Annotated in this window: 18 protein-coding genes, 1 tRNA gene and 3 rRNA genes; 21 read left to right on the top strand and 1 reads right to left on the bottom strand. The window is 60.5% G+C overall.

Annotated features, from left to right (window positions below):
• Positions 1-184: 184 nt before the first annotated feature.
• From BJI47_RS09740 to BJI47_RS09635, 21 genes are all read left to right on the top strand, one after another.
• Positions 185-1,702 (top strand): 16S ribosomal RNA (locus BJI47_RS09740).
• Positions 1,703-2,043: 341 nt separating this feature from the next.
• Positions 2,044-5,201 (top strand): 23S ribosomal RNA (locus BJI47_RS09735).
• Between the two features lie 132 nt (positions 5,202-5,333).
• Positions 5,334-5,450 (top strand): 5S ribosomal RNA (gene rrf, locus BJI47_RS09730).
• Together the 16S, 23S and 5S rRNA genes form the textbook arrangement of a ribosomal RNA operon.
• Before the next feature lie 104 nt (positions 5,451-5,554).
• Positions 5,555-6,442 (top strand): hypothetical protein, encoded by an 888-nt coding sequence (locus BJI47_RS09725; protein WP_088943538.1) that lies wholly within the window; start codon positions 5,555-5,557, stop codon positions 6,440-6,442.
• Positions 6,439-7,443: an HAD-IIA family hydrolase gene (locus BJI47_RS09720; protein ID WP_088943537.1), complete on the top strand. Its 1,005-nt coding sequence runs from the start codon at positions 6,439-6,441 to the stop codon at positions 7,441-7,443. The genes BJI47_RS09725 and BJI47_RS09720 overlap by 4 nt, the downstream gene beginning before the upstream one ends.
• Positions 7,444-7,509: 66 nt before the next feature.
• Positions 7,510-7,731: a hypothetical protein gene (locus BJI47_RS09715; RefSeq protein WP_088943536.1), complete on the top strand. Its 222-nt coding sequence runs from the start codon at positions 7,510-7,512 to the stop codon at positions 7,729-7,731.
• A gap of 1 nt (position 7,732) precedes the next feature.
• Positions 7,733-8,563, top strand: a complete 831-nt coding sequence (locus tag BJI47_RS09710) for a TlyA family RNA methyltransferase (RefSeq protein ID WP_088943535.1) — start codon at positions 7,733-7,735, stop codon at positions 8,561-8,563.
• A 79-nt stretch (positions 8,564-8,642) separates the two neighbouring features.
• Positions 8,643-9,587: an NAD kinase gene (locus tag BJI47_RS09705; protein ID WP_088943534.1), complete on the top strand. Its 945-nt coding sequence runs from the start codon at positions 8,643-8,645 to the stop codon at positions 9,585-9,587.
• Positions 9,588-9,590: 3 nt separating this feature from the next.
• Positions 9,591-11,357 carry a DNA repair protein RecN gene (gene recN, locus BJI47_RS09700; RefSeq protein WP_088943533.1) on the top strand — a complete coding sequence of 589 codons (1,767 nt, stop codon included), beginning with the start codon at positions 9,591-9,593 and terminating at the stop codon, positions 11,355-11,357.
• A gap of 207 nt (positions 11,358-11,564) precedes the next feature.
• Positions 11,565-12,749, top strand: a complete 1,185-nt coding sequence (gene steA / locus BJI47_RS09690; RefSeq protein ID WP_088943531.1) for a putative cytokinetic ring protein SteA — start codon at positions 11,565-11,567, stop codon at positions 12,747-12,749.
• Positions 12,746-13,693, top strand: a complete 948-nt coding sequence (locus BJI47_RS09685; RefSeq protein ID WP_139804851.1) for a copper transporter — start codon at positions 12,746-12,748, stop codon at positions 13,691-13,693. Before steA ends, BJI47_RS09685 begins: the two co-directional genes overlap by 4 nt.
• Before the next feature lie 155 nt (positions 13,694-13,848).
• Positions 13,849-15,588 (top strand): CTP synthase, encoded by a 1,740-nt coding sequence (locus tag BJI47_RS09680; RefSeq protein WP_088943530.1) that lies wholly within the window; start codon positions 13,849-13,851, stop codon positions 15,586-15,588.
• Complete coding sequence (locus BJI47_RS09675) at positions 15,585-16,223, top strand: NUDIX hydrolase (RefSeq protein ID WP_088943529.1); 639 nt, start codon at positions 15,585-15,587, stop codon at positions 16,221-16,223. Before BJI47_RS09680 ends, BJI47_RS09675 begins: the two co-directional genes overlap by 4 nt.
• 5 nt (positions 16,224-16,228) lie before the next feature.
• On the top strand, positions 16,229-17,143 hold the full coding sequence (gene xerD / locus BJI47_RS09670) for a site-specific tyrosine recombinase XerD (RefSeq protein WP_088943540.1): 915 nt from the start codon (positions 16,229-16,231) through the stop codon (positions 17,141-17,143).
• Positions 17,144-17,243: 100 nt separating this feature from the next.
• Positions 17,244-18,332 carry a ParA family protein gene (locus tag BJI47_RS09665; RefSeq protein ID WP_254900488.1) on the top strand — a complete coding sequence of 363 codons (1,089 nt, stop codon included), beginning with the start codon at positions 17,244-17,246 and terminating at the stop codon, positions 18,330-18,332.
• Between the two features lie 32 nt (positions 18,333-18,364).
• Entirely contained in the window at positions 18,365-19,174 is an 810-nt protein-coding gene (locus BJI47_RS09660; protein WP_254900489.1) for a segregation/condensation protein A, read from the top strand.
• Positions 19,167-19,859 (top strand): SMC-Scp complex subunit ScpB, encoded by a 693-nt coding sequence (gene scpB / locus BJI47_RS09655; protein ID WP_088943527.1) that lies wholly within the window; start codon positions 19,167-19,169, stop codon positions 19,857-19,859. Before BJI47_RS09660 ends, scpB begins: the two co-directional genes overlap by 8 nt.
• A 13-nt stretch (positions 19,860-19,872) precedes the next feature.
• Positions 19,873-21,072: a pseudouridine synthase gene (locus BJI47_RS09650; RefSeq protein ID WP_088943526.1), complete on the top strand. Its 1,200-nt coding sequence runs from the start codon at positions 19,873-19,875 to the stop codon at positions 21,070-21,072.
• 20 nt (positions 21,073-21,092) lie between these two features.
• Positions 21,093-21,755 (top strand): (d)CMP kinase, encoded by a 663-nt coding sequence (cmk, locus tag BJI47_RS09645; protein WP_125458686.1) that lies wholly within the window; start codon positions 21,093-21,095, stop codon positions 21,753-21,755.
• Entirely contained in the window at positions 21,752-23,194 is a 1,443-nt protein-coding gene (gene der, locus BJI47_RS09640) for a ribosome biogenesis GTPase Der (protein WP_088943524.1), read from the top strand. The genes cmk and der overlap by 4 nt, the downstream gene beginning before the upstream one ends.
• 85 nt (positions 23,195-23,279) lie before the next feature.
• Positions 23,280-23,353: transfer RNA gene (locus tag BJI47_RS09635), tRNA-Pro, on the top strand.
• A gap of 583 nt (positions 23,354-23,936) precedes the next feature.
• On the opposite strand, the gene BJI47_RS09630 is transcribed toward BJI47_RS09635, so the two are convergent.
• A protein-coding gene (locus tag BJI47_RS09630) for an IS3 family transposase (protein ID WP_254900348.1) occupies positions 23,937-25,360 on the bottom strand; the annotation gives its coding sequence in 2 pieces (ribosomal slippage) (positions 23,937-25,033 and positions 25,033-25,360; 1,425 coding nt in all).
• Between the last annotated feature and the right edge of the window lie 127 nt (positions 25,361-25,487).

Below are 25,487 nucleotides of genomic sequence, written 5' to 3'. Positions count from 1 at the left end.
AACAGTGTGTCGATGAATGTCAGTGCCGAATTTTATATTTGGTGAAAGCATCCGATGTCGATGATCATCCGCTTGTGGTGGTTATGGTTGGGTGTTGTTTTATAGCTAGTTGAGTTTTTTTGCTAGTGATTTGGCTCTTATGTCTTTGACTGATTAGCAGCTTCGGCTGTGATATCTAGAGTCTTTTACGGAGAGTTTGATCCTGGCTCAGGACGAACGCTGGCGGCGTGCTTAACACATGCAAGTCGAGCGGTAAGGCCCTTCGGGGTACACGAGCGGCGAACGGGTGAGTAACACGTGGGTGATCTGCCCTGCACTCTGGGATAAGCCTGGGAAACTGGGTCTAATACCGGATATGACCTGCTCTCGCATGGGGGTGGGTGGAAAGATTTATCGGTGCAGGATGGGCCCGCGGCCTATCAGCTTGTTGGTGGGGTAATGGCCTACCAAGGCGACGACGGGTAGCCGACCTGAGAGGGTGACCGGCCACACTGGGACTGAGACACGGCCCAGACTCCTACGGGAGGCAGCAGTGGGGAATATTGCACAATGGGCGAAAGCCTGATGCAGCGACGCCGCGTGAGGGATGAAGGCCTTCGGGTTGTAAACCTCTTTCAGCAGGGACGAAGCGCAAGTGACGGTACCTGCAGAAGAAGCACCGGCTAACTACGTGCCAGCAGCCGCGGTAATACGTAGGGTGCGAGCGTTGTCCGGAATTACTGGGCGTAAAGAGTTCGTAGGCGGTTTGTCGCGTCGTTTGTGAAAACCCGGGGCTCAACTTCGGGCTTGCAGGCGATACGGGCAGACTTGAGTGTTTCAGGGGAGACTGGAATTCCTGGTGTAGCGGTGAAATGCGCAGATATCAGGAGGAACACCGGTGGCGAAGGCGGGTCTCTGGGAAACAACTGACGCTGAGGAACGAAAGCGTGGGTAGCAAACAGGATTAGATACCCTGGTAGTCCACGCCGTAAACGGTGGGCGCTAGGTGTGGGTTCCTTCCACGGAATCTGTGCCGTAGCTAACGCATTAAGCGCCCCGCCTGGGGAGTACGGCCGCAAGGCTAAAACTCAAAGGAATTGACGGGGGCCCGCACAAGCGGCGGAGCATGTGGATTAATTCGATGCAACGCGAAGAACCTTACCTGGGTTTGACATACACCGGAAAGCCGTAGAGATACGGCCCCCCTTGTGGTCGGTGTACAGGTGGTGCATGGCTGTCGTCAGCTCGTGTCGTGAGATGTTGGGTTAAGTCCCGCAACGAGCGCAACCCCTATCTTATGTTGCCAGCGCGTTATGGCGGGGACTCGTAAGAGACTGCCGGGGTCAACTCGGAGGAAGGTGGGGACGACGTCAAGTCATCATGCCCCTTATGTCCAGGGCTTCACACATGCTACAATGGCCAGTACAGAGGGCTGCGAGACCGTGAGGTGGAGCGAATCCCTTAAAGCTGGTCTCAGTTCGGATCGGGGTCTGCAACTCGACCCCGTGAAGTCGGAGTCGCTAGTAATCGCAGATCAGCAACGCTGCGGTGAATACGTTCCCGGGCCTTGTACACACCGCCCGTCACGTCATGAAAGTCGGTAACACCCGAAGCCGGTGGCCTAACCCCTTGTGGGAGGGAGCCGTCGAAGGTGGGATCGGCGATTGGGACGAAGTCGTAACAAGGTAGCCGTACCGGAAGGTGCGGCTGGATCACCTCCTTTCTAAGGAGCATTCTCCAGAACATGTACCAGCACACAGGTGTTGGATGATGGTTTGGCAGAGCCCGTTTAGGTTTCATATGTGAATCTGCGGGAGCTCACGGGTGGAACACTGACAATGAGATCGTGCGTATCGGTTGATCCTTGGTGGTCGGCCGGCGTGGTCTATATCGGCATACTGTTGGGTCCTGAGAGAACACGCGTGAGTGTGTTTCTTTCTAGGCAAGACATATACAGGATCTGGATTGTGGTCATACCGTGCCTCTTCGGGGGTGGCTGGTGCTGCAGTGAGTTCAGGTTGTGTGTGTTGTTTGAGAATTGCACAGTGGACGCGAGCATCTTTGTTGTAAGTAATGAAGAGCGTACGGTGGATGCCTTGGCACCAGGAGCCGATGAAGGACGTAGGAGGCTGCGATAAGCCTCGGGGAGCTGTCAACCGAGCTGTGATCCGAGGGTGTCCGAATGGGGAAACCCAGCACGAGTGATGTCGTGTTACCTGCACCTGAATATATAGGGTGTGTGGAGGGAACGTGGGGAAGTGAAACATCTCAGTACCCACAGGAAGAGAAAACAATTGTGATTCCGTGAGTAGTGGCGAGCGAAAGCGGATGAGGCCAAACTTTGTGCGTGTGATACCCGGCAGGGGTTGCGTATGGAGGGTTGTGGGGTTTGCTTTGTCGATTCTGCCGGATCGGCCGACAGTAAGAAATCATGGTGTTAGTCGAAGTGGTCTGGAACGGCCTGTCGTAGAGGGTGAGAGTCCCGTAGACGAAAATACTGTGACTGTCGTAGTGAATACCCAAGTAGCAGCGGGCCCGTGAAATCTGCTGTGAATCTGTCGGGACCACCCGATAAGCCTGAATACTCCCTGGTGACCGATAGCGGACTAGTACCGTGAGGGAAAGGTGAAAAGTACCCCGGGAGGGGAGTGAAATAGTACCTGAAACCGTGCGCTTACAATCCGTCAAAGCTGGTGAACAGTTTGTTCTGTTGCTGGTGATGGCGTGCCTTTTGAAGAATGAGCCTGCGAGTTAGTGGCATGTCGCGAGGTTAACCCGTGTGGGGTAGCCGTAGCGAAAGCGAGTCCGAATAGGGCGTATCACCGTGAGGTGTGTAGTGGCGTGTTCTAGACCCGAAGCGGAGTGATCTACCCATGGCCAGGTTGAAGCGACGGTAAGACGTCGTGGAGGACCGAACCCACTTAGGTTGAAAACTGAGGGGATGAGTTGTGGGTAGGGGTGAAAGGCCAATCAAACTCCGTGATAGCTGGTTCTCCCCGAAATGCATTTAGGTGCAGCGTCACGTGTTTCTCATCGGAGGTAGAGCTACTGGATGGTCTAGGGGGCTTACCGGCTTACCGAAATCAGCCAAACTCCGAATGCCGATGAGTGAGAGCGTGGCAGTGAGACTGCGGGCGATAAGGTTCGTAGTCGAGAGGGAAACAGCCCAGATCGCCAGCTAAGGTCCCTAAGCGTGTACTAAGTGGAAAAGGATGTGGGGTCGCGAAGACAACCAGGAGGTTGGCTTAGAAGCAGCCACCCTTGAAAGAGTGCGTAATAGCTCACTGGTCAAGTGATCCTGCGCCGACAATGTAGCGGGGCTCAAGTACACCACCGAAGCTGCGGCACTCATACAATAGCCCGCATGTTCCTTACGAGGAGTGTGCCAGGTGTGTGGGTGGGTAGGGGAGCGTCGTGCAGCCATGGAAGCATCGGAGTGATCCAGGTGTGGAGGCTGTGCGAGTGAGAATGCAGGCATGAGTAGCGAAAGACGAGTGAGAAACTCGTCCGCCGAATGACCAAGGGTTCCTGGGCCAGGTTAATCCGCCCAGGGTGAGTCGGGACCTAAGACGAGGCCGACAGGCGTAGCCGATGGACAACGGGTTGATATTCCCGTACCCGTGTGAACGCGCCCATGGTGAATCAGTGATACTAACTGCCCTGAATCCATGTTACTGATCTCTTTCGAGAGTGAGGGGTGTGGTGGATGCGCAGGACCTGATCTGGTAGTAGCCAAGCGATGGGGTGACGCAGGAAGGTAGCTGGGCCAGTCAGTGGTAATACTGGTGTAAGCCTGTAGGGCGAACGGTAGGCAAATCCGCCGTTCATGATGCCTGAGAGGTGATGCGTAGCCGATTGAGGCGAATTCAGTGATCCTATGCTGCCGAGAAAAGCCTCTAGCGAGCTTTCACACGGCCCGTACCCCAAACCGACACAGGTGGTCAGGTAGAGAATACTAAGGCGATCGAGATAACTATGGTTAAGGAACTCGGCAAAATGCCCCCGTAACTTCGGGAGAAGGGGGACCCTGTCTGGTGATGAACTTTTCGTTCTGAGCTGGGTGGGGTCGCAGAGACCAGTGAGAAGCGACTGTTTACTAAAAACACAGGTCCGTGCGAAGTCGTAAGACGATGTATACGGACTGACGCCTGCCCGGTGCTGGAAGGTTAAGAGGACCGGTTAGTCACTTCGGTGGCGAAGCTGAGAATTTAAGCCCCAGTAAACGGCGGTGGTAACTATAACCATCCTAAGGTAGCGAAATTCCTTGTCGGGTAAGTTCCGACCTGCACGAATGGCGTAACGACTTCTCAGCTGTCTCAACCATAGACTCGGCGAAATTGCATTACGAGTAAAGATGCTCGTTACGCGCGGCAGGACGAAAAGACCCCGGGACCTTCACTATAGCTTGGTATTGGTGTTCGGTTCGGTTTGTGTAGGATAGGTGGGAGACTGTGAAGCGGTGACGCCAGTTACTGTGGAGTCGTTGTTGAAATACCACTCTGATCGTATTGGATACCTCAACCTCGGACCATGATCTGGTTCAGGGACAGTGCCTGGTGGGTAGTTTAACTGGGGCGGTTGCCTCCTAAAATGTAACGGAGGCGCCCAAAGGTTCCCTCAGCCTGGTTGGCAATCAGGTGTCGAGTGCAAGTGCACAAGGGAGCTTGACTGTGAGACTGACACGTCGAGCAGGGACGAAAGTCGGGACTAGTGATCCGGCACCGGCATGTGGAAGCGGTGTCGCTCAACGGATAAAAGGTACCCCGGGGATAACAGGCTGATCTTCCCCAAGAGTCCATATCGACGGGATGGTTTGGCACCTCGATGTCGGCTCGTCGCATCCTGGGGCTGGAGTAGGTCCCAAGGGTTGGGCTGTTCGCCCATTAAAGCGGCACGCGAGCTGGGTTTAGAACGTCGTGAGACAGTTCGGTCTCTATCCGCCGCGCGCGTAAGAAACTTGAGGAAGGCTGTCCCTAGTACGAGAGGACCGGGACGGACGAACCTCTGGTGTGCCAGTTGTTCCACCAGGAGCACCGCTGGTTAGCTACGTTCGGAAGGGATAACCGCTGAAAGCATCTAAGCGGGAAGCCTGTTCCAAGATGAGGTTTCTCACCCCCTCGAGGGGGTAAGGCCCCCGGCAGACCACCGGGTTGATAGGCCAGAACTGGAAGTCGGGTAACCGATGTAGGTGACTGGTACTAATAGGCCGAGGACTTACCACAAAGAAGCTACGCGTCCACTGTGCGATATCTGAAACAACACACGTTTCAGTATTTACAATTGAATGAACCAACATCGTTCACCATTATGTGTGAGTTTTCTGTTGTGTTCCGTGTGTAACTGTTTCATAGAGTTACGGCGGCCATAGCGGAGGGGAAACGCCCGGTCCCATTCCGAACCCGGAAGCTAAGCCCTCCAGCGCCGATGGTACTGCACTCGACAGGGTGTGGGAGAGTAGGACACCGCCGAACACAGTTTATGATCAAGGGGACCCACCCACGGTGGGTCCCCTTTTTCTGTTTTCACAACTACATCTGATTTCATGATGCAACGCGTACGACCGAGAGGAACCGCTGTGCCGGAAGACAGCAACGACCGCCGCACACAAGGACAGTCCCGCAATGGCGGATCCCAAGGCGCCGGACGATCCGATAACAGCGGACGGCCCGCGAGCGGCCGCAACGACAACCGTCGCAACGATGGCCCCCCGCGTCGTCGCGGAGGCGAGGGCGGATTCACCGCTGATCGCCGTTCCGGTGGCGGCTCCAACGACCGCCGCCCGCCTCGACCCGAAGAGCCGGACCTACCTGACGAGGTCGAGGCCGGACAGTTGGAGCCGGCAGTTCGTCGAGATCTTCTCAGCCTGGACAAGAGCAACGCAACCGCTGTCGCACGTCACCTCGTGATGGCGAGCCGTCTTGTAGACGACGATCCGCAACTTGCACTTTTGCACGCTCGCGCGGCTCGACAACGTGCGGGCCGTGTAGCAGTAGTGCGCGAAACTGCCGGTCTGACCGCTTATCACGCCGGCGAATGGGCCGAGGCTCTTTCGGAGCTGCGCGCTGCTCGACGAATGGCTGGTGGGCCAGGTCATGTGGCTGTCATGGCCGATTGTGAACGTGGCCTGGGGCGGCCCGAACGTGCGATCGAACTCGGTCGCAGTGACGAGGCACGTCAGCTGACGGGTGACGAGGCGTCGGAGCTTCGGATCGTCGTGGCCGGTGCACGAATGGATTTGAGTCAGTTCGACCAGGCTGTCGTCACGCTGCAGACCCCGGACCTCGATGCTTCTCGGTCGGGTACCGCAGCAGCTCGTTTGTTCTATGTCTACGCCGACGCGCTTGTCGCTGCAGGCCGTGTCGCCGAGGGCGTCACCTGGTTCCTGAATTCGGCGGCCGCCGACGTAGAGGGCGATACCGATGCAGAAGAGCGGGTGGCCGAGCTGTCCGGCGATGGGCAGTGACAACCCTCCGACAAGATCATGACGTTCTTCTGCTCGATCTCGATGGCACCGTTTACCAAGGTAAGCGTCCCATTGTGGGAGCCGTCGAGGCCCTGGGTAGGGGGACGGAGAGGCAGTTCTTCGTCACCAACAACGCGAGCCGCTCACCGACCGACGTCGCTGTTCATCTCCGTGAATTGGGCTTCGAGACCTCTGAAGACTTCGTGGTGACCAGTGCGCAAGTGGCGGCCAGAATGTTGGCAGACCGAGTCGAGCCCGGTTCCTCGGTCGTCGTCGTCGGGACGGATTCCCTCGAAGCAGAGATCACACAGGTCGGTCTGGTACCTGTTCGAACTGCTGATGCTTCGGTACGTGCTGTAGTCCAGGGACACAGCGTGGCGACTAATTGGTCCAGCCTGGCCGAAGCGACCTTCGCCATACGCGCGGGTGCCCTGTGGGTGGCGACCAACGTCGATGCGACCCTGCCTACCGAACGTGGCTTGGCGCCGGGGAACGGATCGATGGTTGCCGCAGTTCGCTGGGCGACAGGTGTCGAGCCTCTGGTGGCAGGCAAGCCTGCTGCCCCGATAATGCACGATGCGATTCGCTCGAGCTCGGCGAAGCGGCCTCTGGTGGTGGGGGATCGTCTCGATACCGATATAGCGGGTGCCAATGCGGCGGACATACCGTCGTTGCTCGTGCTGACCGGGGTCAGTACTGCCCTGGACGCTGTTCGTGCGGTTCCTTCGGAGCGTCCGACACACATCGGATTCGACCTCGAAGCTCTCAATCGGCCGCCGGCCGAATCCGCGGTCGGGCCCAAGCCAGGCTGGTCGATACACGTCGATCATGGGGTTCTGACGGTGACTCACGACGGCACGTCCGAAGTTGATGCGCTGGACGGTCTTCTTGCCGCCGCACACGCTGTGTGGGGATCGCCGAGTGAAGCAACGGCGAACTGGGACACGATCTCGATCGTCGGTGACGGGGTGGACAGCCTTCGAGAGCGACTGGCTCCCTGATCCTTCGTTCTCGATGCGTGCGGGCGGGCGGGCGGGTGTCAGGGCGATCCGATAGCGTTGACGGCGATGAGCGCGTCGATTCCACTCCCAGGGCAACACCGTCAGCATGATGGTCGAGCCGATATACCCGCAGTCGATCCGAGCGTCGTCGAAGCAGAGGTCGACGAATTGTTGGCTCGACTACCCTCGACGGACGCTACATCCGGCGACTTGAATACGCATGCGCAGATTCTGGACCACGCACACGAAGTTCTGGTTCAGGCACTGTCTGCAGTGGACAAGGGCTGACGTGGCGCGGCGCGCACGCGTCGACGCCGAACTCGTACGTCGAGGATTGGCTCGCTCACGTGAACATGCAGTCGACCTCATCGAGGCCGGTCGGGTCAAGATCGCCGGCACCGTCGCCACCAAGCCTGCAACGGCAATCGAGCCGGGCACACCACTGCTCGTCACCGTCGAGGACAACGAAACGAATTGGGCCTCGCGTGGTGCCCACAAGTTGTTGGGTGCGCTCGAGGTCTTCGAACAGTCAGGATTCTCCGTAGCAGGAAAACGCTGTCTCGACGCCGGTGCATCCACGGGTGGGTTCACCGATGTCCTGTTGAGTCGGGGTGCGCGTGAGGTCGTCGCGGTGGACGTCGGATACGGCCAGCTCGTGTGGCGGTTGCAGTCCGACGAACGTGTCCATGTAGTCGATCGAACCAACGTACGGTCCATCGACGCAGAGACGATCGGTGGTGCGGTGGAGGTCATTGTGGCTGATCTGTCGTTCATTTCCCTGAAGTTGGTTCTGCCGGCCTTCGTAGCCTGCGCCGGCCCGGAAACTGATCTCGCGTTGATGGTGAAGCCTCAGTTCGAGGTCGGCAAGGACCGTGTCGGATCGGGAGGGGTTGTTCGCGATCCTGCACTGCGAGCCGAGACCGTCGTCGATGTCGCCGAATCGGCGGCTGCGCTGGGTCTGCGCCTGCAGGGAGTGACGGCAAGTCCGCTTCCGGGGCCGTCGGGCAACGTCGAGTATTTTTTGTGGTTACGATCGCAGTCTGTCGTGCACCTGGGCGAGTCTGTGCGCGACGACACTGCAGCGCTGGTGCAGCGCGCAGTCGAAGAAGGGCCACAGTGACAGTGCGAAGCGCCGCCAGCGGACATTGGCACGGGCCCACGACAACAGAGGGACCACGGTGACGACGCCAGATTCGACAGTGCAGCCTGCACCGGTTCGTGAGGTATTGCTGGTTGCCCACCCGGGAAGGCCCGATATCGCTGAGACGGCGCTTCGAGTCGCGAAGGTGTTCGGCGAAGCTGGTATTCGATTGCGTGTGCTCGTCGATGAGGTGCATTCGACACGCATCGAGGCTTCCGAAGTACGTGAAGCCGAGGTTGCACTGGTGGAGGAGTTCGAGCTACAAGTAGTCGAATTCGGCCCCGATGCCGCATTGGGTTGTGAATTGGTGCTGGTGCTCGGAGGCGATGGGACGTTTCTCCGTGCAGCCGAGCTCGCTCGTGCGGCGTCCATCCCCGTTCTCGGGATCAACCTCGGACGTATTGGATTCCTCGCCGAAGCCGAGGCAGACCATCTCGAAGATGCGCTGGCTCGCGTCGTGAGCGGTGACTATCGAGTCGAGAATCGGATGACTCTCGATATCAACATTCGCGTCGGCGATCAGGTCGTCGAACGAGGATGGGCACTGAACGAAGCAAGCATCGAGAACGGCTCGCGGCTCGGTGTCCTCGAGGTGGTACTCGAGGTCGACGACCGACCGGTGTCGGCATTCGGCTGTGACGGCGTACTGATCTCCACTCCGACCGGATCCACTGCGTACGCATTCTCGGCCGGCGGGCCAGTTGTGTGGCCGGAACTGGAAGCGATACTGGTGGTCCCGAGCAATGCGCATGCGTTGTTTGCGCGGCCGTTGGTGACCAGTCCCAATTCTTTCATTGCCGTCGAGACAGACGCCGGTAGTCATGAGGCCCTGGTGTTCTGCGACGGTAGACGAACTCTGAAGCTGCCGGCGGGGGGACGCGTCGAGGTGATCCGGGGCGCCGAACCGATCAAATGGGTCCGCCTCGATTCGGCACCCTTCGCCGATCGAATGGTCACGAAGTTTGCATTGCCCACTAAGGGATGGCGGGGGAGGGCGAGGTAACGCATGCTCGAAGAAATTCGAATCGACAGCCTTGGTGTCATTTCTGCCGCAAGCGCGCAATTCCATGAAGGACTTACCGTGCTCACCGGCGAAACTGGTGCCGGTAAGACAATGGTCGTTACCAGTTTGCATCTGTTGTCCGGAGCGCGTGCTGACGCCGGACGGGTGCGGATCGGTGCCGATCGGGCCGTCGTAGAAGGACGGTTCAGTACTGAGACCGCGTCCGCGCAGGTTGTCGACGAGGTCGAAAAGGTCCTCGAGTCGGCCGGTGCTCACCGCGACGAGGACCAATCGATCATCGCGTTGCGCACTGTGAACGCAGATGGCAGATCGCGCGCGCACCTGGGCGGACGGAGCGTTCCTGCCGCGGTGTTGTCCGGGTTCACCGATCCGTTGCTGACGGTGCACGGCCAGAACGATCAGCTACGGCTGCTGCGTGCCGATCGCCAACTCGAGGCTCTCGACCGCTTCGCGGGCGAGTCCGTCTCCGGTCCGCTGAAGAAGTACCGGTCTGCCCGCACCGAATGGTTGGCTGCCAGGAACGAATTGATCGACCGGACCGAGCGGAGCCGAGAGCTCGCTCAGGAGGCGGATCGGTTGCAGTTCGGCATCCAAGAGATCGACGGCGTGGCGCCGGAGCCACAAGAGGATCTGACCATCGCGGCCGACGTCCGCCGCCTCGGCGACCTCGACTCGCTGCGCGAATCTGCCGAAGGCGCGGGTGTCGCACTGGTCGGTGCTGTCGATGACATGGGCGGGGCGATGTCGGCTCTCCATTTGCTAGGTGAGGCCCGCACGCAACTCGAGGGTTCCGACGATGCTGCGTTGAACGATCTTCTTCCCCGGTTGAACGAGGCCATGGCTGTAGTCACCGACATCGGTGCGGATCTCACTGCATATCTGTCGGACTTGCCGTCTGATCCGAGCGCCCTGGAAACATTGCTCAACCGCCAATCCGCGCTCAAAGGGTTGACGCGGAAATACGCTGCCGACGTCGATGGCGTCATCGCTTGGGCCAACGACGCTCGGGAGCGACTGTTACACATCGACGTCTCTGCCACGACGTTGGCCGATCTGTCGGGACGATTGGACGAGACAGCTGCCGAGGTGGCTGCAGCCGCAACCAAACTCACCTCTGCACGGAGCAAGGCCGCCGCAAAACTAGCGAAGGCAGTCAGCGTCGAGCTTGCAGGTCTGGCGATGGGTAAGGCGAAGCTGCAACTCGATCTGCGTGCTGCAGTCGCAAGTCCGCAGGACAATGCGCCGCTGAACATCGCAGACAAAGAGCTGCACGCCGGTCAGAATGGAGTAGACGAAGTCGAGTTCAAATTGTCCGCACACGACGGCGCGCAAGCTCTGCCCATCAGCAAGAGCGCATCGGGAGGTGAGCTCTCGCGCGTCATGCTGGCGTTGGAAGTCGTCCTCGCAGGATCGGACAAGGGCGCAACGATGGTATTCGACGAGGTCGACGCAGGAGTCGGCGGTCGCGCAGCCGTCGAGGTAGGCCGACGGCTCGCCAGGTTGGCCCGCACACATCAGGTGATCGTAGTGACTCACTTGCCTCAGGTTGCAGCTTTCGCCGACACACATCTTGTGGTGGACAAGGCCGACTCGCGTAAAGGCGCGGCCAACAGTGGAGTCAAATCACTGTCCGCGTCGGAGCGCGTCGTCGAACTGGCCCGAATGCTGGCTGGGTTGGACGACACCGAGACCGGTCGAGCGCATGCCGAGGAATTGTTGGCAACTGCCCGCGCCGAGCGTACGGACTAGCCGCATGCGAAGAGCATGATCAGGCTTGACCTGCCCCTGATAATCGTATTTTTTAGGTTGCCAGGGCGGAAAAGCGGCTCGAAACCGACCACCACGTAGCTTCTCGCCGTAAGATCAGCGGTGGGTGTGTGAATCGTATGGACAGTGTGGTAGTTGTTTCGGCGCGCCTCCTTCATAGGACAAGTCGAAGCCCTCATCATGAGAGCCATGAAGATGCCGGCTCTGCTATCACGAACTCAGGACTCGCTGCCCGGAATCAGTGGTATCGCCCGGGTCGATCGCAACACGTCGAAATTGCTCAAGCGTGTAGGTCCCGGGGACATCGTGATCCTCGACGAACTCGATTTGGATCGACTTACTGCTGACGCTCTGGTTGCCGCGGGCGTCTTGGCGGTAGTCAACGCGTCGCCATCCATTTCGGGCCGCTATCCGAACCTGGGTCCGGAGGCGATCGTCGCCAACGGAATTGTGTTGATCGACTCCACCGGCACCGAGGTGTTCAAAAAGATCAAGGACGGCAGCAAGATTCGCCTCAACGAGGGTGGCGTATATACCGGTGATCGTCGTCTCGCCAAAGGCGACGAGCAGAGTGAAGCCGAGATCTCCGATCGAATGATCGAGGCCAAAACCGGATTGGTCGACCATCTCGAAGCGTTCTCCGGCAACACCATCGAGTTCATCCGTACCGAGAGCCCGTTGCTCATAGACGGGGTCGGTGTCCCGGACATCGAGCTCGATTTGCAGGACCGGCACGTCGTGGTGGTAGCCGACGGGCCAGGTCATGCCGAAGACCTCAAGGCGCTCAAGCCGTTCATCAAAGAGTATTCGCCGATCATCATCGGAGTCGGTGCTGGCGCCGACACGGCGATGAAGGCTGGGCACAAGCCGGACCTCATCGTCGGCGATCCAGACGACATCACTGCGCAGACGCTCAAATGCGGTGCAGAGGTTGTGCTTCCGGCGGACTCGGATGGGCATGCGAACGGACTCGAACGCATCCAGGACCTCGGTATCGGAGCCATGACGTTCCCTGCCACTGGTGCACCTGCCGATTTGGCGTTGTTGCTGGCCGACCATCATGGCGCGTCGCTGATCGTGACCGTCGGTAGTCCGGCCAGCCTCGACGAGTTCTTCGATCGTGGCCGGCGAAACACCAACCCGGCGGCTTTCATGACGCGGTTGAAGGTGGGTGCCAAGCTCGTCGATTCGAAGGCTGTTGCGACGCTTTACCGCAGTCGCGTATCGGGCGGGGCTGTCGCATTGCTAATTCTCGCCGCACTGGTTGCTGTCATCGTCGCTTTGGTCGTGTCGAACATGGGCAGTGAAGTCCTGGACTGGACAGTCGATTTGTGGAACCGCTTCGCAACGTGGGTTCAGGGGTTGCTGGAGTGATTTCTATGCGCCAACATGCCATTTCGATCGCAGCGATATTCATCGCGTTGGCTATTGGAGTGGTGCTCGGGTCCGGGTTGTTGTCCAGTGGTCTCGTGTCGGGACTCCGGGACGACAAGACCGACCTCGAGACCGAAGTGAATTCGCTGCAAAGCACCAACAATCAGCTCGGCGAGCAGCTCAACTCCGCTGATGGATTCGATGCGGCGGTATCGGGCCGCGTCGTACGCGACGCGTTGGCGGGCCGCAGCGTGGTGGTGATCACCACTCCGGACGCGGATCCGGGTGACGTCGATGGGGTTACTCGTTCGATAGAGGCGTCGGGAGCGGGTGTGACGGGCCGGGTCTCGTTGACGGATTCGTTCGTCACCGCGGCGAGCGGTGACGATCTTCGTACTCGACTGACCAATGTTGTGCCTGCCGGTACTCAATTGCGTACTGGATCTGTCGACCAGGGCAGTATGGCGGGCGATCTGATGGGCTCGGTACTACTGCTCGATGCCGAGACCGCCGAGCCTCAGTCCACTCCGGAGGAACTCGCTCTGGCACTCGAAACGCTGCGCAGTGGAGGTTTCATTGCGTACGACAACGGTGCAGTGGCCCCCGCCCAGCTGGCGGTCGTCGTGACCGGAGCAGGAGATGCGGGTGCCGAGGACGGGAACCGCGGTGCGATCGTCGCGCGCTTTACCGGCGGGCTCGACGCCAGGGGTGCCGGTGCAGTACTGGCCGGCCGTTCCGGAGCAGCAGAGGGCAACGGGCCGGTTGCTGTGGTGCGCGCGGACTCGGCGTTGTCGGCAGCGGTGAGCACGGTGGACAATGTAGACAGGGAAGCCGGCCGAATCACCACGGTGCTGGCCTTGCAGGAACAGTTGGATGGAGTCGCAGGCCGATACGGGACCGGTCCGAACTCGACCGCTGTCACCGTCGGTGCTCCGGCCCGATGAATTTTCGGTGCTGAGAATATGCGCGTCGTTCGCTCTCTGGGCAACATTGGTGTTACCGTGAAGTCCCGTGGGTAGCAGGCCCATGTTCTACGCATTACCTCTCTTGCCAGCTCACTGGTGGGAGCACGCCCTGCAGATACGTCACGGGAGCATCATTGTCACGCCTTCAGTCGCGTTCTGACACCAAGCACATCTTCGTCAGCGGAGGCGTCGCATCGTCTCTCGGTAAGGGCCTCACGGCTTCGAGCCTGGGCCAGCTACTGACAGCTCGTGGCCTCCGCGTCACGATGCAGAAGCTCGATCCTTATCTGAACGTGGATCCGGGCACCATGAATCCGTTCCAGCACGGCGAGGTCTTCGTCACCGATGACGGAGCCGAAACCGATCTGGACGTCGGACACTACGAGCGGTTCCTCGACCGCGACCTGTCCGGGTTCGCAAACGTCACTACCGGTCAGGTCTACTCGACGGTCATCGCCAAGGAACGTCGCGGCGAGTACTTGGGCGACACCGTCCAGGTCATTCCGCATATCACCGACGAAATCAAGCGTCGAATCCTTGCCATGAACGGTCCTGATCTCCAGGGGCATCAGCCTGACGTGGTGATCACCGAGATCGGTGGCACTGTCGGAGACATCGAGTCGCAGCCGTTCCTCGAAGCGGCGCGTCAGGTACGTCATGACGTCGGTCGCGAGAACGTCTTCTTCTTGCACGTCTCCCTGGTACCGTTCCTGGCGCCTTCCGGTGAGCTCAAGACCAAGCCGACTCAGCACTCGGTTGCAGCACTGCGCAGCATCGGCATCCAGCCCGATGCACTGATTCTGCGGTGTGATCGCGACGTTCCTCCTGGCCTGAAGAACAAGATCGCACTGATGTGTGACGTCGATGTCGAGGCCTGCATTTCCACTCCAGACGCACCGTCGATCTACGACATACCGAAGGTGCTGCACAAGGAGGGCCTGGACGCGTATGTCGTGCGCAAGCTCGGGCTGCCGTTCCGCGACGTCGACTGGACGGTGTGGGGTGGACTTCTCGAACGTGTGCACGAGCCTCGCGAGACCGTGCGTGTTGCCCTTGTCGGCAAATACGTGGATCTCCCCGACGCGTACCTCTCGGTCACCGAGGCGTTGCGTGCGGGCGGTTTCGCGCATCGTGCGAAGGTCGAGATCAAGTGGGTTCCGTCCGACGAGTGCGAGAGCCCCGCAGGCGCGCAAGCTGCGCTCGGTGATGTCGACGCAGTGCTGATTCCGGGTGGATTCGGTATTCGCGGCATCGAAGGAAAGCTGGGCGCTGTCCGCTTTGCCCGTACCCGCAAGGTGCCTCTGCTCGGACTGTGCCTCGGTTTGCAGTGCATGGTCATCGAAGCGGCGCGCTCGGTCGGACTGACCGACGCCAACTCTGCGGAATTCGAGCCGGACATCGAGTTCCCTGTCATCTCGACGATGGCCGATCAAGAAGATGCTGTCGCAGGAGAGGCAGACCTCGGTGGAACCATGCGACTGGGCGCGTATCCGGCGACCTTGTTGAAGGGTTCGGTCGTGGCAGGCGCCTACGGGTCGACCGAGGTTTCCGAGCGTCACCGTCACCGCTACGAGGTCAACAACACCTACCGTGACCGCATTTCGAAGAGTGGTCTGGTATTCAGCGGAACTTCCCCTGACGGGCACCTCGTCGAGTTCGTGGAACTTCCGGTTTCGATGCATCCGTTCTTCGTCGGCACGCAGGCTCACCCGGAATACAAGAGCCGGCCGACGCGTCCGCACCCGCTTTTCGCAGCGCTGGTCAGCGCGGCGTTGAAGTACAAGGCGGCCGAGCGGCTTCCGGTCGATATTCACGGTGATGACGCCGAGTTCGAGGTGTCGGTGCCGGAAGTGACCGCTGAAAGCAACGGATGAGCGAGCGGGACAGCCGGTTCGAGTTTCGGACTCTCGGTTCGACAACCGTCTACGAGGGCGCGATTCTCGCTTTGCGATTGGATCAGGTCACGATGCCGGACGGCCGAGAGGCCGAGCGTGAAGTAGTCGAGCACCACGGCGCAGTAGCCGTCGTGGCGCTCGACGACCAGGGTCGGATCGCGATGATCGAGCAGTACCGACATCCGATCGGGCGACGTCTGTGGGAGTTGCCCGCCGGTCTTCTCGACGAGACCGATGAGCCGCCCGTCGATGCGGCGAAGCGCGAACTCGCCGAGGAGACAGGACTTTCCGCCGCCCGCTGGTCGGTACTCGTCGATGTTTTGGCGTCACCGGGCTTCACCGATGAGTGCGTTCGAGTGTTTCTGGCCGAGGATCTGACCGAAGTCGAGCGGCCCGATGCACACGACGAAGAGGCCGACATCGTGTTGTCCTACGTGCCGGTCGACGACGCGGTTCGCCGGGCTCTGTCCGGTGAGTTCGTGAATGCGAGTGCGGTGGCGGGCATTCTGGCGCTGGCAGCCTCGAGGGTAGCGTCGACAAGCTTGCGCCCCGCCGATGCTCCGTGGCCGGATCTGCCGACTACTTTCGAGCGTCGGAAGAATTCGCACGAGTAGTCGCCGTGCTGAGTGAACAGATTTCGACCTATCTCGATCACCTCGAGGTCGAGCGTGGGTCGGCGAAGAACACTCTGTCCTCGTATCGCCGAGACCTTCGGCGATACGAGGTGTTTCTCACTGCCCACGGCATCGACGATTTGGCCAAGGTATCCGAATCGGACGTGACCGAATTCGTCTTGTATCTGCGGCGAGGTGGGGACGAGTTCCTACCGTTGGCTGCAAGTTCGGCAGCACGGACGCTCATTGCGGTTCGTGGGTTCCACAAATTCGCGGCCGCGGAGGGATTCACAATTTCCGACGTCGCCAGTGCCGTCAAGCCGCCGACCCCGAGTCGTCGGCTGCCGAAGTCGCTTCCACTCGACCAGGTGATCGCGATTCTCGAATCGGCCACCGCCGAGGGCGCGGATGCCCCTCGTGGTTTGCGTGACAAGGCGATCCTCGAACTGTTGTATTCGACCGGTGCCCGTATTTCCGAAGCAGTCGGGCTCGATGTCGACGATGTCGATACCGACACGCGATCGGTAATGCTTCACGGCAAAGGTGACAAGCAGCGGTTGGTGCCGGTAGGCCGACCCGCTATCGAGGCTGTGGACGCGTATCTGGTTCGAGGGCGGCCCGCTTTGGCGACGAAGTCGACTCCTGCGTTGTTCCTCAACGCTCGTGGTGGTCGGTTGTCGCGGCAGAGTGCCTGGCAGGTGCTTCATACGGCAGCCGAGCGTGCAGGCATCGCCACGCCGGTCTCTCCGCACACCCTGAGACACTCCTTTGCGACGCATCTGCTCGACGGCGGGGCAGATGTCCGTGTGGTGCAGGAGCTTCTCGGGCATGCCTCGGTCACTACAACCCAGATCTACACGCTCGTGACGGTGAATACGCTGCGGGAGGTGTGGGCAGGAGCTCATCCTCGTGCGAGGTGAAGACATGTTTGTGCGTGTCCGGCGATACTGCCGCAGGGCCACGCGGTACGTTCTTGGGAGCGTATTTCATCTTTTGTGCCCGCGGGCACGAGGCGAATGCATGATCAACGAACGGACAGGGGAGCGCTGGAACGTGTCGACACCGCAGCCGCCAGCGGCGGAGTCAGGTTTTGGACGGACCTGTGGCGAGCAGGCTCCGGTCGCTTCGCCGTCGACAGTTTCTTCGAACAAGTCCTACGAGGCGACGCCCGATGGGCTGACCCCGCTCCATTCACCAAGCGAAGGAGCTCTCTTTCATACCCGGCAGCCCGAGTCCGCTCGTGAGAGCAAGGACGTCATCCCTCCTGTCGACACTCTCGGCCCCACCGGTCGCAAGACCAGACCGGTTCCCGAACCGCAGCCACTGAGCAGTCACGGACCGGCGAAGATCATCGCGATGTGCAACCAGAAGGGTGGCGTCGGAAAGACGACATCGACCATCAATCTGGGTGCCTCGCTGGCTGCTTACGGTCGTCGAGTGCTTCTGGTCGATCTGGACCCGCAGGGCGCACTGTCCGCGGGGTTGGGCGTCGCACACCACGAGCTCGACCTCACGGTCTACAACCTCCTCGTCGAACCGAAAGTGTCCGCCGACGACGTCCTGATGCGGACGCGCGTCGAGAATCTCGATTTGCTGCCGAGCAACATCGATCTGTCGGCGGCCGAGATTCAGTTGGTCACCGAGGTCGGTCGCGAACAGACTCTCGGTCGGGTACTCCACCCGATTCTCGATCGATACGACTACGTGTTGATCGACTGCCAGCCCTCACTCGGATTGCTCACCGTCAACGCACTGACGTGTGCCGACGAAGTTCTGATTCCGATGGAATGCGAATACTTCAGCCTGCGCGGATTGGCGCTGCTCAACGACACCGTCGAAAAGGTTCGTGATCGGCTCAATCCACGGCTCAAGCTCGCCGGCATCGTGGTCACCATGTTCGACGCGCGCACACTGCACTCGCGTGAGGTGATGACGCGGGTGGTCGAGGTGTTCGGCGACGTCGTGTACGACACAGTGATCACCAGGACCGTGCGTTTCCCCGAGACGTCCGTCGCAGGCGAGCCGATCACCACATGGGCACCGAAATCGGCAGGGGCCCAAGCCTATCGGGCTCTGGCCCGAGAGGTGATATACCGGTCCGGTCCCTGATCGTGTCCACCGCCACTCCCGGCGACGCTCCGATCGAGGTTCCAGGTGGGGAGGATCCGTCGCGATTTCGTGTTCGGTTGCTCAACTTCGAAGGACCTTTCGACCTGCTGTTGACTCTGATCAGTCAGCATCGCCTCGATGTCACCGAAGTCGCGTTGCACACCGTCACAGACGATTTCATCGCGTTCACCAAGTCGCTCGGCAAAGAGATGGACCTCGATCAGACGACGGAATTCCTCGTCGTCGCAGCGACATTGCTCGATCTCAAGGCGGCACGGCTGCTGCCATCCGGTGATGTCGAGGATGCCGAGGACCTTGCATTGCTCGAAGTACGTGATCTGCTGTTCGCCCGGCTGCTGCAATATCGCGCGTACAAGCAGGTGGCGATGCTGTTCGCGGAGCTCGAAGCCGCTGCACTGCGTCGATATCCACGGTCGGTGTCCGTCGAGGACCGTTTCGCGGACCTGATTCCGGAAGTTTTGCTCGGCGTCGATCCGGCTCGTTTCGCCGATATCGCGGCGACGGCGTTCCGGCCGAAGCCGATTCCACAGGTAGGTCTCGATCACATTCATCAGCACGCGGTGTCGGTGCCGGAGCAGGCCGCGTGGGTGATGAATCTGCTTCAGGGGAAAGGCTCGGGGCAGTGGGCTACGTTCGGTGAGATCATCGAGGGCTGTGAATACCCTGTCGAGATCATTGCGCGTTTCCTTGCGTTGCTCGAGCTGTTCCGTGAACAGGTCATCGTGTTCGAGCAGCCAGAGCCGCTGGGGGAGTTGTCGGTGAGCTGGACCGGTACGGAGAAGGTGGACGGAGTGCTCGTGTCAGCGGTGGACTATGGATGAGAAAGAGCTTTCGGCGAGTGAAGAGTCGACCGGCCTCGAGTCCGATGAAGAGCTGGACGACGCGACGCTCGAGGCCGCACTCGAAGCTGTCCTGTTGGTAGTGGACTCGCCCGCCTCGAACGAGCAGTTGGCGTCGGCGGTCGGATGCGACGCACGTCGGGTGAAGCGGACGGTGAAGCGGATGGCCGAGAAACTAACCGAACGAGGCAGTGGAATCGATCTCCGATATGCGGGCGACGGATGGCGTTTCTATACCCGGACGGCCTACGCGCCGTATGTCGAACGGCTACTCCTCGACGGCGCTCGGTCGAAACTCACACGCGCGGCATTGGAGACTCTGGCCGTTATCGCATATCGTCAACCGTTGACGCGCTCGCGAGTCAGTGCCGTGCGAGGAGTCAATGTAGACGGAGTGATGCGCACGTTGCTCGCTCGCGGTTTGATTTCGGAAGCTGGAGTGGATCCGGAAACGAACGGGACCATGTATTCGACGACCGAGTTGTTCCTCGAACGGCTCGGGTTGGCGTCGCTGACGGACCTCCCGCCGCTGGCACCGTTGCTGCCAGGTGTGGATCTGATCGACGAGATCAGCGACAGCATGGACACCGAACCGAGAGTTTTACGCTCCACCAAGAACCGCGGATCGAAACCCGATCCGGTATCCGAGCTCGACTCGGACGACTGATAGGTAACAAGAAGTGAACAAGCCCGCTCGCCGTGATGGCACACCGGACAGAAGTAAAAGACAAGATCCCCGTCGGAAGCCGGCCGCAGGTAGGTCGGAAAGCCCTCGGGATGGTCGCCGCACCGGCGATGCGCCCCGCGGTGCGGGACGCCGAGACGAGGCTCCGCGCGGCACCTCAGGACGCCGAGAGGATTCCCCTCGTGGAGCTTCAGGACGACCCACCGGGCCGCCCCGTAAACCTGCTGAGCAGCGCAAACCGTATGTGAACAAGCCTTTCGTGGATCCGGCATTCGCGGACAAGCCTGTAGAGACAGGCATCAACGATCGCAGTAACGACGCGGTGCCTCGTAAGAAGCCCTCGCGCCCCAAGCCGCCGAAGCCGCAGAAGAAGCAGACTCCGACGACGACGATCAGCAACGCGAAGCCCGCGAAGCATCAGTACATCGAACCGGACACCAAGCGACGCCATGTGCCCCGCGGTGAAGGTGTTCGTCTGCAGAAGGTTCTGGCTCAGGCCGGGGTTGCTTCGCGCCGCGCAGCCGAAGAACTGATCGCCGACGGCCGTGTCGAGGTCGACGGACGCATCGTCACCGAGCAAGGAATTCGTATCGATCCGGACGTCGCTGTTGTCCGCGTCGACGGCACCCGAGTCGTCGTCAAGGAAGAGCTCGTGCACCTCGCGATGAACAAGCCGCGTGGATGGCAGTGTACGATGTCCGACGACCTGGGACGTCCGTGCGTCGGCGATATCGTCTCCGAACGCGTTCAGGCGGGGCAGCGACTGTTCCACGTCGGACGCCTCGATGCCGACACCGAGGGCCTTCTTCTCTTCACCAATGACGGTGATCTTGCTCACCGCCTGATGCACCCGTCGTACGAGGTGTCGAAGACCTACCTCGCCACTTTGTTCGGCACTATACCGCGCGATGTGGGCAAGCAGCTGCGTTCGGGTGTCGTTCTCGACGACGGCCCTGTCAAGGTCGACGGCTACTCGCTCCTCGACGTCAACGAAGGCAAGTCGCTCGTGCGTGTCACCCTGCACGAGGGCCGCAAGCACATCGTGCGGCGCATGTTCGAGAAGGTCGGCTACCCCGTCGGGCGTCTCGTACGAACCGACGTCGGCAACATCTCCCTCGGTGACCAGCGACCGGGAACACTGCGGGTCCTCGGTCGTGGAGAGATCGGCAAGCTCTACGAGTCGGTCGGGCTGTGACGGACAGTCTCGTCATTGCGATGGACGGGCCGTCGGGAACCGGGAAGTCGACGGTCTCACGAAAGTTGGCCACTGCGCTCGACGCTCGCTACCTCGACACCGGTGCGATGTACCGCGTGGCGACGGTGTGGGTGTTGCGGGCCGGTATCGATCCGTCCGATGCAGACAAGGTCGCGGAAGTCGTCGAGACCCTGCCGTTGGACATCGGAACCGATCCGGCCGTCGAAGCAGTGACGTTGGCAGGCGAAGATGTCACCTCCGAGATTCGCGGAGCTGCTGTGACGCAAGCGGTTTCAGCTGTGTCCGCAGTTCCACGTGTACGGGACATTCTCGTACGGATGCAACGTGAAATCTCTTCGGCCCAACCGCGAATCGTCGTGGAGGGCAGGGACATCGGGACAGTCGTGCTGACCGACGCACACGTCAAGGTCTTCCTGACTGCCTCGCCCGAGGCTCGCGCCGATCGTCGAAACAAACAGAACACCACCGAAGGACGGGGCGACGACTATCAAGCAGTCCTCGCCGACGTCCAACGCCGTGATCATGCTGATTCCACCCGCGCCGTATCTCCTTTGCGGCCCGCCGAAGACTCCGTGATCGTGGATACGAGCGAACTGGACATGGACGGCGTTGTCGCCGCATTGCTCCAGGTCGTCAGCGAGAGAACTGGAGCAATGCAGTGACCGAAGAATTCTACGGCTCCGAAACAGCCGGCGACGGCGTCTGGAGCGACGAGGGCGAATGGGAAATGGTCGACCTCAGCGAAGGCGAGGACGGCGAAGTACAAGTTGCCGTTCCTACCCTCGCGGTGGTCGGACGTCCCAACGTGGGCAAGTCCACTCTCGTCAACCGCATCATCGGCCGTCGTGAAGCAGTGGTCGAGGACGTGCCAGGGGTGACGCGTGACCGCGTCTCTTACGAGGCGAACTGGGCCGGACGGCGTTTCCTGGTGCAGGACACCGGCGGTTGGGAACCCGACGCCAAGGGCCTACAGCAATCCGTTGCCCGCCAAGCAGAACTGGCGATGAAGACCGCTGACGCGATCCTCCTGGTTGTCGATGCGCGTGTCGGATCCACCACCACCGACGAGGCCGTCGCCCGGGTGCTTCGGCGCTCGAAGACACCGGTCCTGTTGATAGCCAACAAGGTCGACGACGGTCGCACCGAGTCCGAGGTCGCTGCACTGTGGTCGCTGGGCCTCGGTGAGCCGCTGGCGGTCTCGGCTACTCACGGCCGCGGTACCGGAGACATGCTCGATCGTGTTCTCGACGCATTGCCGGAGACTCCCCGTGAGGGAATCCCCGGTGGGGGACCGCGTCGCGTCGCGCTCGTCGGTAAGCCGAACGTAGGCAAGTCCTCACTCATCAACAAGCTGTCCGGTGACGAGCGTTCCGTAGTCCACGAGGTGGCCGGAACTACCGTCGACCCGGTCGACTCGTTGGTCGAATTGGGCGGCAAGACTTGGCGATTCGTCGACACTGCAGGTCTGCGTAAGCGAGTCAGTCACGCCAGTGGTGCCGAGTTCTACGCGTCGTTGCGGACCAAGTCGGCCATCGAGGCCGCCGAGGTCGCAATCTTGCTCATCGATGCCTCCGAAGTGATCTCCGAGCAGGACCTCCGTGTCCTCAGCATGGTCGCCGACGCCGGTCGTGCGCTCGTGTTGGCGTTCAACAAGTGGGACCTCGTCGACGACGACCGTCGGCAGATGCTCGAGAAGGAGATCGATCGCGATCTCGCTCGAGTGCCGTGGGCGCAGCGCGTCAACATTTCGGCTCAGACGGGCCGCGCAGTCCAGAAGCTCGTTCCGGCGCTCGAGACTGCACTGGAGTCCTGGGACAAGCGGGTGCCGACCGGACGCCTCAACACTTGGCTCAAGGAAGTTGTGGCGGCCACCCCGCCGCCGATGCGTGGTGGCCGCATGCCGCGCATCATGTTCGCCACCCAGGCGACGACGCGTCCACCGACGTTCGTGCTGTTCACCACCGGCTTCCTCGAGGCCGGATACCGACGCTTCATCGAACGTCGCCTCCGTGAAGAGTTCAACTTCGACGGCAGCCCAGTCCGCGTCTCTGTCCGTATCCGCGAAAAGCGTGAACGGCCAGGCAAGGGTCACAAGCGCTGATCCCACCGGGCCCCGCCCCTGAGCAGGCGATTTCCGCTCAGAGGCGGGGCTGAGGTACTCTCATCAAGCGCCTTACGGGGCGCGGCGGGCTGTGGCGCAGCTTGGTAGCGCACTTGACTGGGGGTCAAGGGGTCGCAGGTTCAATTCCTGTCAGCCCGACAGTTTAGGCAGTTCAAAGGCGGCTCCGGAGAAATCCGGGGCCGCCTTTTTTTGGGCCGAAAACGGGCTCATTGTCACGAGTTGTCACAACTCCTTCGTAACTACGTTCCTGGATCCATGTGGACATCCGGTCACTTCGAGCTCCGAGACCACCTCTCTGGTGATTTCTCGCGGCCGATGCGCTTGTCTTGGACGTGGATGTAACCGCCGAGTACGTGCGCAGATTTCAAGAGAGTGGCGATTTGCTGGAAATTAACTGCCCAGACGAGCTAGACCGAGTTTCATCATTCGGTCGTGGGGCTTGACAGACCTCGCATTCCACCTGTCAGCAGTGGATCTCAGCCCGTCCGCCTTTGGGGTCAAGGATTGTCGGAGTCTAGGACGTTTGGGTTGGATGGCTTCTTGAACACTTTGGAGTACATCGTCGCGGCATTTAACAGTGGGGACTGCCCCCTCCTCTCACTGCTGGAGAAAAGTGCAGTCCCCTCAGCGGTAGGGGTAAGTCCCATGACGTGGTGGACATTCGGTGAGGCGGCGTAGCCGCTGCTCCGGAATTTGTCAAGGTGGATGAGTCCAGTGGGTGTTACGCCGCTATCGAATCGTGCTCTTGATCGGTGTCAGTTGTTTCTGCTGGTTTGTTGATCCACGCGGTGTCTGGGAGGTCGAGGATTTTCGGTGCGGCAGTGCTGCCGAAGCGATGCGGATGTGCAGCGCGGGCGGCGTCGAGAACGAGACGGCGTTCGGCTGCCTTGCGTGCAGCCAAGCCGTAGTGGACATCGGCGGGAGTGTGCAGTCCGATACCGGTGTGGCGATGTTCGTGGTTGTACCCATCGGTGAAGATATCCATGAATTCCCTTGCCTCGCTCAGTGATCGGAACCGATCCGGGAAGCCGGGGCCGTATTTCAAAGTTTTGAACAACGACTCCGAGTACGGATTGTCGTTCGATACCCGAGGCCGGGAGTGGCTTCGGGTGACCTCGAGATCCGCGAGGAGTGTCGCGACGGTTTTACTGGTCATCGAGGTACCGCGATCGGCATGCACGACGTGCGGGACGCCATGGACCGCGAAGATCTGTTCCATCAATTCCTTTGCCAGCACACCGGATTCATGACTATGAACGTGCACTCCGACGATGTAGCGGGAGTAGATGTCGATCATCACGTACGCATCGAAGTACTGCCCTTTCACCGGGCCGGCCAGTTTGGTGATATCCCAGGAGTACACCTGCCGCGGCGCGGTCGCGACCAACTCTGGGCATGCCCTGGCCGGGTGCCGAGCGAGTCGCCGTCGATCGCTGACCTGTCTGTTCTCGCGCAACACTCGATACATCGTCGACACCGAACACAGGTAGATGCCCTCGTCGAGGAGTTGGGCGTAGATCTGTAGCGGTGCGAGGTCGACGAACCGGTCGCAGTTGAGGACGCCGAGAATACGTCGCCGTTCGCTGGTGGTGACTTTGTTGACCGGCTCCGCCGCTGGTTCCTGCGGCACCGGCGGTGTCGGTGCTGTAGCTGCGGCACTTCGACGTGTCGCCGTCGATCGGTGCAGACCGGTGAGAACGCTGCCCTCGCGGGAGCTAATTCCGATGCCGGTCAGTGTGGTGTACGCAGTGGTCATCGCTTGTTGTTCTTCTCGTCGAAATCCGCGCTCTCGGAGAGAGATTCCAAGAGCGCGTGTGCTTTTCCCATGATATCCAGTGCGGCTTCGGTGGTGTTCAGTCGCTTGTTCGCGCGGTTCAATTCACGGGTGAGGCGGGCGATCTCGGCTTGCTCGGCGGTAAGCTTGCCGACCTTCTCGCCGGGCTTTTTGCCGACGAGAACACCGGCGTCGCGGTGTTTGCGCCATTCGCTGATCAACGACGAATACAGTCCCTCGCGGCGTAGGTATGCCCCGCCGTCGCCGCTCTGGCAGGCTTGCTCGTAAGCACGCACGTGTTCGATTTTCTCCGCCGCGGTGAACGCCCGTCGCCGTCGTGGTCCGTCTGCTCTCGGATGCGCTGAATCCATGCGTTCATTGTCGCCGCTGACCGGCGTCTTGGTGGTGATGGCCATGGTGTGTGTCGATCCGTATCTCGCCCTGCATCAGGCCGGGTTGCTATGAACCACTGGACTCACCTCACCCTGGCACGCAGGG

The sequence above is a fragment of the Rhodococcus sp. 1168 genome (assembly GCF_002091955.1).
GTDB lineage: Bacteria > Actinomycetota > Actinomycetes > Mycobacteriales > Mycobacteriaceae > Rhodococcoides.
The sequence above is the reverse complement of the archived record's forward strand: the minus strand, read 5'-3'. Positions and strand labels throughout refer to the sequence as shown.

Coding starts and splice junctions, on each gene's coding strand:
- scpB (WP_088943527.1), top strand. CDS start 19,167: ATGGATGAGAAAGAGCTTTCGGCGAGTGAAGAGTCGACCGGCCTCGAG.
- steA (WP_088943531.1), top strand. CDS start 11,565: ATGAAGATGCCGGCTCTGCTATCACGAACTCAGGACTCGCTGCCCGGA.
- BJI47_RS09675 (WP_088943529.1), top strand. CDS start 15,585: ATGAGCGAGCGGGACAGCCGGTTCGAGTTTCGGACTCTCGGTTCGACA.
- BJI47_RS09715 (WP_088943536.1), top strand. CDS start 7,510: ATGAGCGCGTCGATTCCACTCCCAGGGCAACACCGTCAGCATGATGGT.
- cmk (WP_125458686.1), top strand. CDS start 21,093: ATGGACGGGCCGTCGGGAACCGGGAAGTCGACGGTCTCACGAAAGTTG.
- recN (WP_088943533.1), top strand. CDS start 9,591: ATGCTCGAAGAAATTCGAATCGACAGCCTTGGTGTCATTTCTGCCGCA.
- BJI47_RS09665 (WP_254900488.1), top strand. CDS start 17,244: ATGATCAACGAACGGACAGGGGAGCGCTGGAACGTGTCGACACCGCAG.